This is a genomic window from Ensifer sp. ENS02, assembly GCF_014851885.1.
Taxonomy (GTDB): Bacteria; Pseudomonadota; Alphaproteobacteria; order Rhizobiales; family Rhizobiaceae; genus Ensifer; species Ensifer adhaerens.
Map to the genome: position 1 here is coordinate 228,322 of NZ_JACVAO010000003.1, position 13,848 is coordinate 242,169.

15 protein-coding genes are annotated in these 13,848 nt (G+C 63.4%); 2 read left to right on the forward strand and 13 right to left on the reverse strand.

Translation table 11 applies throughout. The annotated features are described in order from the left end of the window. Positions 1–14 precede the first annotated feature (14 nt). From IB262_RS08425 to IB262_RS08440, 4 genes are all read right to left on the reverse strand, one after another. Complete coding sequence (locus IB262_RS08425) at positions 15–482, reverse strand: SRPBCC domain-containing protein (protein WP_112976939.1); 468 nt, start codon at positions 480–482, stop codon at positions 15–17. Then, a complete protein-coding gene (locus IB262_RS08430; RefSeq protein ID WP_112977019.1) occupies positions 479–808 on the reverse strand; it encodes a metalloregulator ArsR/SmtB family transcription factor in 330 nt (109 codons plus the stop codon). The genes IB262_RS08425 and IB262_RS08430 overlap by 4 nt, the downstream gene beginning before the upstream one ends. A gap of 124 nt (positions 809–932) precedes the next feature. Next, positions 933–1,667: an SDR family oxidoreductase gene (locus tag IB262_RS08435; RefSeq protein ID WP_060580615.1), complete on the reverse strand. Its 735-nt coding sequence runs from the start codon at positions 1,665–1,667 to the stop codon at positions 933–935. Positions 1,668–1,932: 265 nt separating this feature from the next. After that, positions 1,933–2,691 carry an alpha/beta hydrolase gene (locus IB262_RS08440; RefSeq protein WP_034804533.1) on the reverse strand — a complete coding sequence of 253 codons (759 nt, stop codon included), beginning with the start codon at positions 2,689–2,691 and terminating at the stop codon, positions 1,933–1,935. Positions 2,692–2,838: 147 nt separating this feature from the next. Here IB262_RS08440 and IB262_RS08445 point away from each other — a divergent pair, with 147 nt between their 5' ends. After that, positions 2,839–3,285 (forward strand): MarR family transcriptional regulator, encoded by a 447-nt coding sequence (locus tag IB262_RS08445; RefSeq protein WP_034804530.1) that lies wholly within the window; start codon positions 2,839–2,841, stop codon positions 3,283–3,285. A gap of 101 nt (positions 3,286–3,386) precedes the next feature. On the opposite strand, the gene guaA is transcribed toward IB262_RS08445, so the two are convergent. The 4 genes from guaA to IB262_RS08465 form a co-directional block, all read right to left on the reverse strand. Next, positions 3,387–4,949 (reverse strand): glutamine-hydrolyzing GMP synthase, encoded by a 1,563-nt coding sequence (gene guaA / locus IB262_RS08450; protein WP_034804526.1) that lies wholly within the window; start codon positions 4,947–4,949, stop codon positions 3,387–3,389. Between the two features lie 207 nt (positions 4,950–5,156). Then, complete coding sequence (locus tag IB262_RS08455; protein WP_112770658.1) at positions 5,157–5,795, reverse strand: 5'-methylthioadenosine/S-adenosylhomocysteine nucleosidase; 639 nt, start codon at positions 5,793–5,795, stop codon at positions 5,157–5,159. Continuing rightward, positions 5,792–6,244 carry a PaaI family thioesterase gene (locus IB262_RS08460; RefSeq protein ID WP_112976937.1) on the reverse strand — a complete coding sequence of 151 codons (453 nt, stop codon included), beginning with the start codon at positions 6,242–6,244 and terminating at the stop codon, positions 5,792–5,794. The genes IB262_RS08455 and IB262_RS08460 overlap by 4 nt, the downstream gene beginning before the upstream one ends. 64 nt (positions 6,245–6,308) lie before the next feature. Continuing rightward, complete coding sequence (locus IB262_RS08465; protein ID WP_192493512.1) at positions 6,309–6,761, reverse strand: TspO/MBR family protein; 453 nt, start codon at positions 6,759–6,761, stop codon at positions 6,309–6,311. An 84-nt stretch (positions 6,762–6,845) separates the two neighbouring features. Between IB262_RS08465 and IB262_RS08470 the strand changes: the two genes are divergently transcribed. Beyond that, complete coding sequence (locus IB262_RS08470; protein ID WP_034804517.1) at positions 6,846–7,400, forward strand: GNAT family N-acetyltransferase; 555 nt, start codon at positions 6,846–6,848, stop codon at positions 7,398–7,400. A gap of 13 nt (positions 7,401–7,413) precedes the next feature. Here IB262_RS08470 and IB262_RS08475 read toward each other — a convergent pair whose 3' ends face one another. The 5 genes from IB262_RS08475 to IB262_RS08495 all read right to left on the reverse strand — a co-directional run bounded on the left by IB262_RS08475 (position 7,414) and on the right by IB262_RS08495 (position 13,785). After that, on the reverse strand, positions 7,414–8,517 hold the full coding sequence (locus tag IB262_RS08475; protein ID WP_226020645.1) for a DUF1513 domain-containing protein: 1,104 nt from the start codon (positions 8,515–8,517) through the stop codon (positions 7,414–7,416). Positions 8,518–8,578: 61 nt separating this feature from the next. Continuing rightward, positions 8,579–9,568 (reverse strand): magnesium transporter CorA family protein, encoded by a 990-nt coding sequence (locus tag IB262_RS08480; RefSeq protein WP_060519881.1) that lies wholly within the window; start codon positions 9,566–9,568, stop codon positions 8,579–8,581. 242 nt (positions 9,569–9,810) lie between these two features. Next, a complete protein-coding gene (locus tag IB262_RS08485; protein ID WP_192493513.1) occupies positions 9,811–10,926 on the reverse strand; it encodes an imelysin family protein in 1,116 nt (371 codons plus the stop codon). Then, on the reverse strand, positions 10,926–12,455 hold the full coding sequence (locus IB262_RS08490; RefSeq protein ID WP_112976936.1) for a di-heme oxidoredictase family protein: 1,530 nt from the start codon (positions 12,453–12,455) through the stop codon (positions 10,926–10,928). Before IB262_RS08490 ends, IB262_RS08485 begins: the two co-directional genes overlap by 1 nt. 49 nt (positions 12,456–12,504) lie before the next feature. Beyond that, positions 12,505–13,785 carry an imelysin family protein gene (locus tag IB262_RS08495; protein ID WP_090296315.1) on the reverse strand — a complete coding sequence of 427 codons (1,281 nt, stop codon included), beginning with the start codon at positions 13,783–13,785 and terminating at the stop codon, positions 12,505–12,507. Positions 13,786–13,848: the final 63 nt, after the last annotated feature.

Below are 13,848 nucleotides of genomic sequence, written 5' to 3' on the forward strand. Positions count from 1 at the left end.
ATCCGGCCTGGGCTTCAATGCTGTTCGTCGGTAACGGTGCCGAGCCGCGACAGGACCTTCGGCCAGCCATTGCTCATGTTGGCATAGGCGCTGTCGTTCTTCGGCGTGACGAAGCCCGAATGAACGAGCCGGAGGCGGGTGCCGTTGTCGACCTTCGTCAGCGTCCAGGTGACGACCGTATCGAGACGCGAGCCATAGCCGCTGTTGCCTTCGTCGCCACCTTTCCAGGAGTAGACGAAACGCTCATGCGGGCGCACCTCCAGCACCTGGCAGCGGATGGTCCCGTCCCATGCGCCGGCGGGCGTCGTCCGGAAGGTGAAATGGGTGCCTTCCACCGGTTGGAAGCCGGTCGGCGGCATGATCCATCGGCCCATCAATTCGCCGTTGGTCAGCGTCCTCCAGATCGTCTCGGGCGTATGCGGAAAGACCTCGTCGACGACGATATCCTGGGTCTCGAGTTTCAAGGCTGCTGCGTCGGTCATGGATCGATCTCCTTGAGAAGGGTGCGCAGATTGGCGAAGCGGTCATGCCAGAAGGTGCCGTAGTGGCTCATCCAGTCGACGAGCGGCGCCAGGCCCTCGGGCTCGGCGCGGTAATAGACGTTGCGGCCCTCCGGACGCTCGGCGACGAGACCCGCCTGTTTCAGCGACTTGAGGTGCTGCGAAATCGCGCCCTGCGTCACGCCGCTGCCGCGCGTCAGTTCAACGACGGTGATCTCGTCGGCATTGGTGATGCGCTCGAACACGGCGCGCCTGGTCGGATCGGCAAGGGCGCGCATGACGGCGGTGATGGGAGCGGTTTCGATCATCATGGATAAATAAATAGCGGATGCTAATTGATTAGTCAATGCTATTGATTTGAATGCTGCTGCAGAACGAAAAGGCACGCTCGAGGCGTGCCTTCAGTCGCTTTGATCCCCGGAGCACATTGCCTCAATGCGGGCTCGCCGTCGGGCGCACGATGATCTCGCTGACGTCGACATCGTCGGGCTGTCCGATGGCGTAGGCGATCGACGACGCGATGGCGTCAGGACTGATGCAGACGGCCCGCCATTCCTTCATGGTTTCTCGTGCAGTCAAATCGCTGATCGTATCGGCGAGTTCGGAGGTCGTCGTTCCGGGCGAGATGACGGTAACGCGGATGCGGTCGGTCTCCTGCCTCAGGCCGTCCGAGATCGCCCGGACGGCGAACTTGGTGGCGCAATAGACGGCGGCCGTCGGCGACACGGAATGGCCGCCGATCGAGGAGATGTTGATGATCTGCCCGTCCCCTTGCGCGCTCATGATCGGCAGGGCCGCGGCGATACCGTAGAGCACACCCTTGATGTTCACGTCGACCATGCGGTCCCACTCGTCGACCTTGAGCGCTGCCAGCGGCGACAGCGGCATCACGCCGGCATTGTTGACGATGACATCGAGGCGGCCGAATTCGGCCTGGGCAAAGCGGGCGAAGGCCGCGACGTCGCCGCGGTCGGTAACGTCGAGCACGCGAAAGCGGACCTCGCCGCCGGCGCCGGCGATTTCGCCGGCGATGCGTTCCAGCCGGTCGGACCGGCGTGCGCCAATCACGACTTTGGCTCCGGCAGCCGCCAGCAACTTCGCAGCGGCTTCGCCGATGCCGCTGCTTGCGCCGGTCACGGCCACGACTTTTCCGTGAACATTTTCCATGGATATGCCCTTTCGAAAGGTGCGTTTCTGTTTGAGTCCGGCTCGGGCGTTGGGCCTGAGCGCCGGTGAGACAGAAGATAGAAAGGGCGATCCGTTCGATCGAGGTGCCGATCGAGCATGGGGCGGTCAGAAATTCTAACCAAAGATCTGGCGGCAACGGGGCCGGCAATGGCGTCCACCAGGATCTTCCGGACTGTCTTCAAGACAAGCAAAAGGGCGACGCGTCGCGCTTCGCCCTTTTGCCTTCGTTGCCGGTTGATATCGCTTATTCGCTCGCCTGCGCTGCCTGCTCGATCAGCTTGGCGACCGCTTCCGGCTTCGAGACGTAGATGGCGTGGCTGCCGGATGTTTCGACCACGGTGGAGCCGGCGCGTTTTGCCATCTGGCGCTGGGCGGCCGGCGGGATCATGTGGTCGTCGGTCGCGACCAGATAGAAGCTCGGCTTCTCCTTCCAGGCCGGAGCGGTGACGGCGCCGGCTGCCGCTTCGACCCCCCACGGGACCTGGGAGTCGGCCATGAAGGCGGCAATCTCAGGATCGACATCGGCCGCGAAGGCGGCGGCGAACTTTTCCTTGTCGAGCGAGAGGAAACCATCGACCGGCGGCAGGATCGGCGGAACGGGCGCGCCGGCCGGCGGGTTGGCGATGAGCGAGGAAACGGACTCGCCCTTATCCGGCGCGAAGGCGGCGATGTAGACGACAGACTTCACCTTCTCATCGGTGCCGGCTTCCGAAACGACCACACCGCCATAGGAGTGGCCGACGAGCACGATCGGGCCGTCCTGAGCGGCGATCGCACGCTTGGTGGCCGCGACATCGCCGGCAAGCGTCAGGGTCGGGTTCTGCACGATGGTGACGTTATAGCCGTCCTTCTTCAGGATGTTGTAGACGCCCTGCCAGCCGGAGCCGTCGGCAAAGGCGCCGTGAACGAGCACGACATTCTTGGTGGCGGGGGCGGCCTGGGCCGGCGTCAGCGCGCTTGCGGAGAGGGCGAAAGCGGCGGCGGTGATGAGGGACTTGAGCATTTCGGGTCTCCTTCGTTGAGTTGTTTTCGCGACAGTTATTATCGCGATAAGCATCGTATACGGCGACTCCGGTTTCTTGTAAAGATATTAATTATCGCGATATCTATTTTCGCGGAAGAAGCCGCAAAGCGCCACAAGGAGGTTGGAATGCCTGACGAACCGACAACGCTGCCGCTCGACAGCCAGCTCTGTTTTTCGATCTACTCGGCGTCGATCGCCATCAACCGCGTCTACAAGCCGATGCTCGATGCGCTCGGTGTGACCTACACGCAGTATCTCGTCCTGAGCACGCTTTGGGAGAGGGATGGGTTGACGATCTCGGCGATTGCCGATCGGCTGGGTCTGGAATCGAGCACGATCACGCCGGCTGTGAAGCGGCTCGAAGCTGCCGGCTTCCTGGGTCGGCATCGCAGCGTCACCGACGAGCGGCAGGTCGAGGTCCACCTCACCGCGAAAGGGCGCGGCCTCCACGTGAAGACCGGCTGCCTGACCGATGCGCTTCTGGAAAACTCCGGCTTCACGGTGCCGGAAATGATCGATTTGAACGAGCGGGTGCGGAAACTCCGCGATGGCATGCGCGACGCGGTGAAGTAGCGCTGCACCCGGGCCGCGACTGTGCCGGGAAGCAAAAAGGGCGCGCCGAAGCACGCCCTTTAACATTTTTTATCACCGACGCAGCAGATGCGTCCGCGCGCTTATTCCCACTCGATCGTGCCCGGCGGCTTCGAGGTGACGTCGTAGACGACGCGGTTGATGCCGCGGACCTCGTTGATGATGCGCGTCGCCGCGCGGCCGAGGAATTCCATGTCGTAGTGGTAGAAGTCCGCCGTCATGCCGTCGACCGAGGTGACGGCGCGAAGTGCACAGACGAACTCGTAGGTGCGGCCATCGCCCATGACGCCGACGGTCTGCACCGGCAGAAGCACAGCGAAAGCCTGCCAGATGGCGTCATAGAGGCCGGCCTTGCGGATTTCGTCGAGATAGATCGCATCCGCTTCGCGCAGGATCTCGAGCTTCTCGCGGGTGATGCCGCCCGGGCAACGGATGGCAAGGCCCGGACCCGGGAAGGGGTGGCGGCCGATGAAGCTGTCGGGCAAGCCGAGTTCGCGGCCGAGCACGCGCACTTCGTCCTTGAAGAGTTCGCGCAGCGGCTCGACGAGCTGCATGTTCATGCGCTCCGGCAGGCCGCCGACATTGTGGTGCGACTTGATGGTCACCGACGGGCCGCCGGTAAACGAGACGCTTTCGATCACGTCGGGATAGAGCGTCCCTTGGGCGAGGAAGTCCGCACCGCCGAGCTTCTTTGCCTCTTCCTCGAACACCTCGATGAACAGGCGGCCGATGATCTTGCGCTTGGTTTCCGGATCGCTCTGGCCTTCCAACTCGCCGATGAACCGGTCGGAAGCGTCGACGTGCAGGAGGTGGAGGTTGTAGTGCTCCTCGAACATCGCAACGACGTTCTTCGCCTCGTCCTTGCGCATCAGGCCGTGGTCGACGAGGATGCAGGTGAGCTGGTCGCCAACGGCTTCATGGATCAGCAGTGCCGCAACCGAGCTGTCGACGCCGCCCGAGAGCGCGCAGATCACCTTCTTGTCACCGACTTGGCGGCGGATCGCCTCGACCGCCTTGGCACGATAGGCCGACATCGACCAGTCGCCCTTGATGCCGGCGATCTTGTGCACGAAGTTGGAAATCAGCTTGGCACCATCGGGCGTGTGCACGACTTCCGGATGGAACTGCACGGCGTAGTACTTGCGCTTCTCGTCGGCGATGAAGGCGAAGGGGGCGTTGGCGGAGGTCGCGACGACCTCGAAGCCTTCGGGGATCGCGGTGACGCGGTCGCCATGCGACATCCAGACCTGGTGGCGCGAGCCGAGGGACCAAAGACCGTCGAACAGCGCGCATTCCTTTTCGACTTCCAGGAAGGCGCGGCCGAATTCACGGTGATGGCCGCTCTCGACCTTGCCGCCGAGCTGGGCGCAGATGGTTTGCTGGCCATAGCAGATGCCGAACACCGGCAGGCCGGAATCGAAGATCACCGAGGGCGCACGCGGCGAGCCGATATCGAGCGTCGAGGCCGGGCTGCCGGAAAGGATGACGGCCTTCGGCTTCAGCCGCTGAAAACCTTCTTCGGCCGACTGGAACGGCACGATTTCGCAATAGACACCGGATTCGCGCACGCGCCGGGCGATGAGCTGCGTTACCTGGCTGCCGAAGTCGACGATAAGGACGGTGTCGGGATGGGCTGTCTGGGTCATTGGGTGCCTTCAAACAAGCTTGATCATGGCGAGCCTTTAATGAAAGCCCGCCATCGACGCAACGATTCAATTGCACCCGGACAATTCCGGGGTTTTGGAGCGGGATGAGGAAAAGTGCGTGCGGTTTTCCGCCCGCATCCCGCTCTGACTTGTGAGCATCGATCACGTTTATGGCCTTGGGTCGACCAGACCCGAAGCCATCGGGGTCTAGAGCGGGATCACGCCGCTCGAAACCGCATTCTCCAACCGGTCGATCACGCTTGCAAGCTTCTCGTCGATGACGTGAAGATACTCCGTCCAGTCGTTGACGTGCTTAAGTTCGGCCTTGCCGTCGGAAATGCCGCGAAGCGCAATCAAAGGAATGCCGAAGGACTGGCAGGCGCGCAGCACCGCGAAGGTCTCCATCTCGACCATGTCGGCGTCGATCGTCTCATAGGCAGCGCCCGAGACGATGTTGGCGCCGGTCGAAAGCCGCGCTTCCGGAACGCCGGGGATGCGCAGCGGCAGCGGCACCACGGCCGGAAGGTCGAGAAACGGCGTTGCGCCCTTCTCGAAGCCGAGCGGCGAGGCATCCATGTCGCGGTAGCCGACGGAAACCGCCTGGTAAACTTCGGTCTGTTCGAGCGTGGCGGCACCCGCCGAGCCGAGCGAAACGACGAGATCGGGCAGGGTCCGCTCGGCGGCGAGTTCGGCAAGCGTGCGCGTCAACACGACGGCCGCCTCGACCGGCCCGACGCCGGTCATCAGCGGCTTGATCCTGTCTTTCAGGTGCGGACCGTACTCGGCATCCACGGCCATGACGTAGAGCACCTTGCGTCCGGCAACGTCCTTGACGGCAAAACTCATCCTTCGATCCCTTCGCGTCCGCGCACAACCATCATCGTTCCGGTCATTGAGGCGATCAGCTTTGCCGGTCCGTCGGAGCGGATCGCATAGCCGCGACCGTCGGAAACGATGATCGTCGATCCGGGCTTTGTCACCTCGCCGCGGAAGAGGAAGCGTTCGCCGCGCCCGGGCGAAAGCAGGTTGACCTTGAACTCGATTGTCAGGATCGAGGCATCCGGGTCAATTACCGAATAGGCCGCATAGGTGCCGGCTGAATCCAGCGCCGCGGAGATCACGCCGGCATGCAGGAAGCCGTGCTGCTGCGTCAGCTTGTCGTCGAAGGGCAGCTCGATTTCGACCGTGCCTTGCTCGACAAGTGTCAGTTCGGCTCCGATCGTGCGCATCGCCACCTGCCGCGCGAAGCTCTCGCGAATGCGCTTTCGGAAATCGGGGGGATCACGGTCGTCCATCAGTTCATGGGCCTTTGTGTCGGGGACCGCGGGACAGTGGCACGGTCGTGAAGGTCGGACAAGTTCAATTCATGAGCAAAATCGCGCTGTTGAGCACCGTCGCAAACGCAACCCAGGCGAGATAGGGAAGGAACAGCAGGGCTGAAATGCGATCCCGTTGCCAACTTGCGACGACGAAGCCGGCAACCGCGATCACGAGCGCGATGATCACGATCAGCGCCGACGCTATATCCTGCATGCCGAAGAACAGTGGCGACCAGAGGAAGTTGAGGATCATCTGCGCCAGCCACAGGCGCATGGCGGCGCTGCGCCGATGATCGAGAAACATGCGGGCGCCGACAACGCCGATCATCACGTAGAGGATCGACCAGACCGGCGCGAAGATCCAGTCCGGTGGATTGAAGGCTGGCTTTGCCAACGACCGGTACCATTCGCCGGGGATGTTGTTGGTGCCGATGAGAAAGCCGAGGCCGAGAACGGCGGCGATGAAGACTACGTATACGATGGTTCTGTTCATGATCTCGCCAGATAGAACAGACTTTCCGTCTTTCCAGCGGGGCCGCCGTTTTGAAGCCATCATGCACCACCTATATGAGCTGCCATGAAGACCTTCCGACGTATCGACATCCGGCCGGCCGGCCCGGATGACATCATGATGATCGCCTCCGTTATCGTCGAAACCTGGCGATCGACCTTCCGCGGGCTGATTTCCGATGCCTTTCTCGACGCGATGAGCATCGAGGAACAGGCGTTGCGCCACGCAAGACGCATGCGCATCGCCGACGTCTTCCATCTGGTTGCGGTTGACGTGAGCACGAACAAGGTGATCGGCTTTGCCAATTACGGCAAGGCGCGCTCGATGCCGCCGCGGTTCGACCGCGAGCTCTATGCGCTTTACATCCTGAAAGAGTTCCAGGGCGCGGGCATCGGCTCGGCACTGGTGCGCAGCGTCGCCGGTCACTGCCGGGAGCTTGGCGGCAAGTCGCTCTTTGCCTGGGTGCTTTCCAGCAACCCGAATCGGGGCTTCTACGAGCATCTCGGCGCCATTGCCGTTGGCCAGGGCCAGGTGAGCCTCGGCGGCGAAAACCATGACCAGACCGCCTATCGTTGGAACGATCTGGCAAAACTCTCCGGCGACGGCCGTTTTTCGGCCTGAGATCGTCTTAGGCCTAAGCCAACCGCACGATGTGCTGGTCCCAGGCCACTCGGCTCTTGTTAGCCTTGAAGTGGCCGTCATAGGAGGAAACGGCAAAGCCGTGGTCGGCACTGGCGACCCCCGCTGCATCGGCGACGCGCTCTTCCTTCAGCACGGTACCGGTTCGTGCATCGAGCGTCACCGCCACGCCGCCCTTCGGCGAAGTCAGTCCGATCAGCCCCTCGTTCCGGTTGACGGCGATGGCGCCGACATAGTTCGCCAGCGCTTCCGTCGTGCGCTCGGGCAGAGACAGGAACTTCAGGTCTTCGCCCTGGGAAAACGAGCCGACGAGCGGCGGCAGGTCGCTGCGCGCACCCTCATACTGGCAGGCGAACCAGATCTCGCCCTTCGGACCGATATCGACATGCCGGGTCGACAGGCGGCTGAGATCATCCGGCAGACCGTGCTTCTGTACGAGCGCGCCGGTTCGCGTATCGACCAGCGTCAGGCTCGGCTCCATATGGTCGAGATTGAGCTTGGTGCGGCCAAAATCCGGATGGGTCTCGATGCCGCCATTTGCAATCGCCAGCAGTTTCCCGTCGGCGCTCAGCGTCATGTCGTGTGGGCCGATGCCATAGGTCGGGAATTCGCCGATGCGGGTGAAGTGGTCGCTGCCGTCATAGATGCCAACCATGCCGCGATTGGCGGCAAAGTCGTTCTCGGTGGCGTAGAGCAGCTTGCCGTCTGCCGAGAAGCAGCCATGGCCGTAGAAATGCCGGCCGTCGGCAGCGGTGATCACGATCGGCTCGGCCGTGCCGTCGGTTGCAAGGATCGTCGCATAGGTGCCGGGCCTGCGGGCAAAGGCGACGGTGCGGCGGCTGACGGGCGAATAGGCCATGCCGTGTGCACGGGCCGGCAGCGCCGTGCGGTCGATGATCTCGCCCGCTTCCGTGAGCGTCGCGACGCCATAGCTGCCGTCCGGCGCCATGAAGGCCGAGGCAAAGACGGCGTCGGCCCTGGTCAGGGCGAAGGCTCGCTCAGGCGCGAGGCTCGCCACCCAGGCCGCGCCCGCCATCCTCAGGAAACTGCGCCGGTCGATCAGGCCCGTGGCGGCTGTCATGCCATCCTCGCTCGTCATGGAAATCTGCAAGCCCTGGGCGGAGTGCCCGCTCAGGGCTGCGATGCAGCAGGTTGCGCGCTCAGAGCCAGCCCCGGCGCTTGAAGTAGAAATAGGGCACGATCGCCGAGATCACCATCAGCATCAGTGCCGCAGGGTAGCCGAATTCCCATTGCAGTTCCGGCATCACCCCGAAGTTCATGCCGTAGATCGAGGCGACCAGCGTCGGCGGCAGGAAGACGACGGCGGCAACCGAGAAGATCTTGATGATTTGGTTCTGCTCGAGGTTGATGAGGCCAAGCGTCGCGTCGAGCAGGAAATTGATCTTGTTCGACAGGAACAGCGCGTGATCACCAAGCGACGTCGCGTCCCGCTGGATCAGCTTGATCCGCTGCCGGCTTTCCTTGCCTGCCTTGCGCGGCCCCATGCCTTCGAGCGCCACATGATAGGCGACGAGCCGGCCGATGCTGACCAGGCTTTCGCGGATGACCGTCAAAAGGTCGCCCTTCTGGCCGATCTGCTCGATCAGCGACTGCAGGTCGCGCGTCTTCTTGGTGGCGCTGGCATTGGTCTTGCGGAACACATCCCGCGAAATTCCGTCGACCTCGCTGCCGGCGCGCTCCAGCGCATCCGCCGTACGGTCGATGATCGCCTCAAGCAGCCCGAGCATCACCAGTTCGCCGCTTTCGCAGATCTGGCCGTTGGCCTTCTGGATGCGATTGGAAAAATTCTGGAACGGCTTCGGGTCCGCGTGGCGCACGGTAACCAGCGTCGTGCCCTTGAGAATGAAGGTCACCGGCACCTTGACCGGATAATCGCTGTCGAGCTTGGCGGCGGCCGTCATCGTCATGAATTCGGCGCCGGCCTCCTGGTAGAGGCGGTCGGAAAGCTCGATCTCCTGCATCTCGTCGCGGGTCGGGATCTCGATGCCGAGCTGGCCTTCGACGAGCCGCGTTTCCTCGGCCGATGGATTGTAGAGGTCGTACCAGATTGCCGGCGTCGGCAGGGCGATGCCGTCGATCATGTCGACAAGCACGAGGTGGCTGTTCTGGCTTTTGTAGATGCGCAGCATATTGGGCTCCATAGGGCGAGTCATCCGACCGCCTGAAGCCCTGATCAATCAGGACCGGACGGCCGTGAGCGTGAAGGCTCGACTTCGACTGTCGGGGTTCATTGGGAGTTGGTCCTTGTGGTGAAACGTGCCCGCGAGAGCGGACACGGGAAGCGCTTTGCGCCCAAAAGCCTTGATTGTCAACACTCGGCGCTTGAGCGGGATGCGGGCGGAAAACCGCGCACACGTTTCCTCATCCCGCTCTAGTCGCCGTCGGCAAAGGAGAAGCCCGCGCCAAGCCCGATCGCACCGCCGAAATCCTTGTTCAGCCGATCGAGAAGGTCATTGGTATTGAGCGACAGAAAGGCGAGCTTGGCCCGTTTGTCCTTGTCCTCGAGCGCCTGATCGATCGGTCCGTCGATGTTGCCGGCCATGCCGATCACCGACTTGAAGACGAAGTCGGCGGAACCCGCGACCGAGCGGCTGTCTTCCGGCAAAAGGCTCTGCATGTCGGCAACGTCGAACAGTGTCTTCAGGCCCCGCACGTTGGCGGCGATCGACGGCATGGTGTTGCCGGAGCGCCAGTAGATCGCGAGCTTCGGATGTCCCTTGTCGTCCTTGCTCTCGTAGAACGGCTTCAGCCGCTGGTCCTTCACCGTCTCGACGCCATGGACGAGAATGCCGAGCAGTTCTGTTGCCGCTTCGCGGTTGTCGCGGAACTCGGAATTGTCAGGGCCCGGATGTTTCCAGGCCGCCTGAATGCCATCGGGCTTCTGCCATGCGGCCAGGAACTCGTTGGCGATCGTGTCGAGGTTCTTGGTGATCGCCAGGCCGTAGCGGCAGCGGAAATCACCGTCCTTGTTCAGAAGCGAATCGGCGCCCGTGCCATAGAGCACGTATTCGAGCGCGCCGAGCCCTTGTGCGGCGACGCTCTTGCCCTTGAGTTTGGCTTCGTCCGTTGCGCTTTCATCGTGCTTCGAAACGATCGCCTGCACCTGCTTCAGGCCCGTGCTCTTGCGGTCGGGGTAGAACAGGAACCGCTCGAAGCGGTTCTGCTCAAGTGCCGGACCAAGCCTCACCACCTCGATCGCCGACCAGGCGCCGACCATCTCGGAAAAGGCAACGCGAGCGCCATCGACCGTCGCCTGCGACGGCGCCGCGCAGAGCTTGGCCGTGGCCTGCGTGGCGGCAGCGGTCTTTTCCGTGAGGTTGCGATAGCCGGGGATGATGAAGTCGTCGACGGCTTTGGCCATGACCGCGGGCACGGCCGCCTCGTTGACGACGCGCGGCGAGAGCGCGCTTCCTTCCTGGGCCACCGCCGGGAAAACGGCGGTCAAGGTCAGGGCAAAAGAGAGAGTAAGCGTATGCGTGCGGGGCATCAGAGTGACTCCAGGAAGGCAAGGAGATCGCGGCGATCGCTTGCGGCAAGGGCGGCAAAGGCGTCACGGGCCTTCTGCCCTTCGCCGCCGTGCCAGAGGATCGCTTCGGTGAAATTGCGGGCGCGTCCGTCGTGGAGCAGGAAATTGTGCCCACTGACGGTCTTCGTCAAGCCGATGCCCCAAAGCGGCGGCGTGCGCCACTCGCGGCCGGTGGCCACACCCACCTGCTGTCCGTCGGCAAGACCCTCGCCCATGTCGTGCAGCAGGAAATCGGAATAGGGCCAGATCAGCTGGAACGACTGCGCCTTGTTGGCCGCGTCCCGGCGGGTGACGAATTTCGGTGTGTGGCAACTGGTGCAGCCGAGTTCGTAGAAGACCTTCTTGCCACGCAGTGTCTCCGCAAAGCTCGCCTTGCGCCGCGCCGGCACGGCCAGGTTCTCCGAATAGAAGGTCACGAGGTTGAGCACCGGGTCGGGCGCTTCTGTGGGGCCAAGGCGTGCCTGCTCGCCGGTCGGCATGGTCAGGCATTTTGCCTGGGCCGCGGTGCAGTCGCCATGCGGGCGGTCGGCGTCGGGTGAAGAGATGCCGATGTCGGTGGCGAAGGCATCGGCGCTCTGTTGCCGCACGGTGGCGTTCTGCGCCTTCCAGCCGAAGCGCCCGAGCATGAGCTTGCCGGTCCTGGCGTCGCGCGTCAGCGCCGGCCGTCCGCTGATGCCGTCGCCATCCCTATCGTCGGGGTCGGCAAGGGCGAGGATATCCGCCTCGTGGATCGCCTCGATCAGGCCAAGGCCGATCATCGGCTGCGCCACACGCGGCGAGAGCGTGGTTTCCGGATCGAGCGGGCCATAGGCGAGATCGGCCACCGAATAGCCTGGTCGGCGCAGAGAGGCCGTTTCGCCGTCGGGGAAAGTGAAGGGCTCCTCGGTGTAGCTGATCTTCAGATGGCCTTCGGCGGCAAGGCCGGGCACGGCGCTATCCTGAAGCTGGGCGCCATAAACAGCGTCGCCGAAGTTCACCACCTCGTGCGCCGCAATCATCCGGCGCTCCTCGTCGTCGCGGGGCGGCCGCGCCAGGCGGAAGAACATCGAGGTTGTATCGACGGCACCTTCCGGCGGCCGGCCGCGTCCGTCCTTCAGGTGACAGCTCTGGCAGGCTCGGGCGTTGTAGAGTGGGCCGAGCCCGTCGGAGGCCTGTGTGGAGGAGGGGGAGGAAACCCAAAGCTTTCGAAAGAGCGCGTTGCCCAGCTTGAAGCCCTCTTCCTCCTGGAAGGTGAGATTGGCCGAGAATTGCGAAAAACTGTCGGCATTGACGGGCGCGATCGAGGTCGCGGCACCGCCGGACATTGCTTCGAAGGTTTCTGCCTTGGAGAAATCGGTCGCAGGCCGCGTCACCGCCTGGACGCGCTGGCGGTCCTTGTCGTTGAGGTCGGAGCGTTCGGTCAAAAGGCCGTCGCCGGCGAAGGCGGGCAGGGCCGTGAAAAGCGCTTGAACGAGAACAAGCGCGCAAAGGCGGAAAGCGCCAGATTTCATCTCAGGAGGATCGGGCCGCGTCTTTGTCGATGCGGCCCGCCTTTTCAGCTTATTGGAAGACGGCGTTAGGATTATCCAGGCTGTCGGAACCTTCAAGCTCGACGGTGCCGAGATCCAGCGACGCAATGACGCGCTGTACGGTCTTTGCCTGGGCGATCAGGCCGTCGATCGCCGCCTGAACGGTGGCGTTGCCCTCGGCATTGCCTTCGCCGATCATCTGGTCGTAGGCCTCGGTCGTTTCCGCGCGCTTGGCCATCGCCTGCATCTTCTCGACCGTGGTCGAAAGGTTGCCGGCCATTTCCTTGTCGAGCGCTGCATCCTTGGCGGCGACGAGTTCGGACAGCGACGGGCCGGTCATCTTCGTGCCGTCGACGCGGGTATATTCGCCGGTATAGGCCGACTGGATGCCGATCGCGTCGTGCAGGTGCGAGTTGTGCGTGTTGTCGGAGAAGCAGTCATGCTCTTCTTCCGGATCGTGCAGCAGCAGGCCGAGCTTCATCCGCTCGCCCGCCAGTTCGCCATAGGAGAGCGAGCCCATGCCGGTGAGGATGGCGACGAGACCAGCCTTCGGGTCGGCCTCGACCGCCTTGGTGGCGGCACCATCCGGCGTCCAGTTGGCAACCATCTCCTTGAGGTCGGAAACGAGCAGCTCGGTCGCAGCCTTCAGGTAGGCGGCGCGGCGGTCGCAATTTCCGCCGGTGCAGGCCTTGGTGTCGTAGTCGGTGAAGGGGCGGTTGCCGGCGCCGGCCTTGGTCCCGTTCAGGTCCTGGCCCCAGAGCAGGAACTCGATCGCGTGGTAGCCGGTCGCGACGTTCGCTTCGATGCCGCCGGCTTCCTGTAGCGTGCCCGCCAGGAATTCCGGCGTGATGTTGGAAGCGTCGACGTCCTTGCCGTCGATCTTGATCGTCTTGTTGGCGATGACATTGGCGGTGAACAGCGCGTTCTCGTCGCTCTCGGTGCCATAGCTCGGATCGACATAGTCGATCAGGCCTTCGTCGAGCGGCCAGGCGTTGACCTTGCCTTCCCACTCGTCAACGATCGCGTTGCCGAAACGGTAGACTTCGGTTTCCTGGTAGGGGTTGCGGGCCTTCTTCCAGGCGTCGCGCGCGGCCTTCAGCGTTTCTTCGCTCGGCGTCGCGATCAGCGCGTCAACGGCCTTGTCGAGCGCTTCTGCGGTCGTCAGCGCGTCTTCGAACTTGGCGTGGGCGACGGCGGTGTAGTGCTTCACCACGGCGGCGGCATCGGTTGCGGCATGGGCCGGCTGCAGGGCCATCGCCGAGGTCGCCGTCATCAGCGCCAGCGCGGCGCCCCGGAAAAATTTCTTGGTCATGACCCTCTCCTGTTGCGTCCCCCGGCGCCGTCGAACGAGCCGCAAAACATGGCGTCGTTCAGC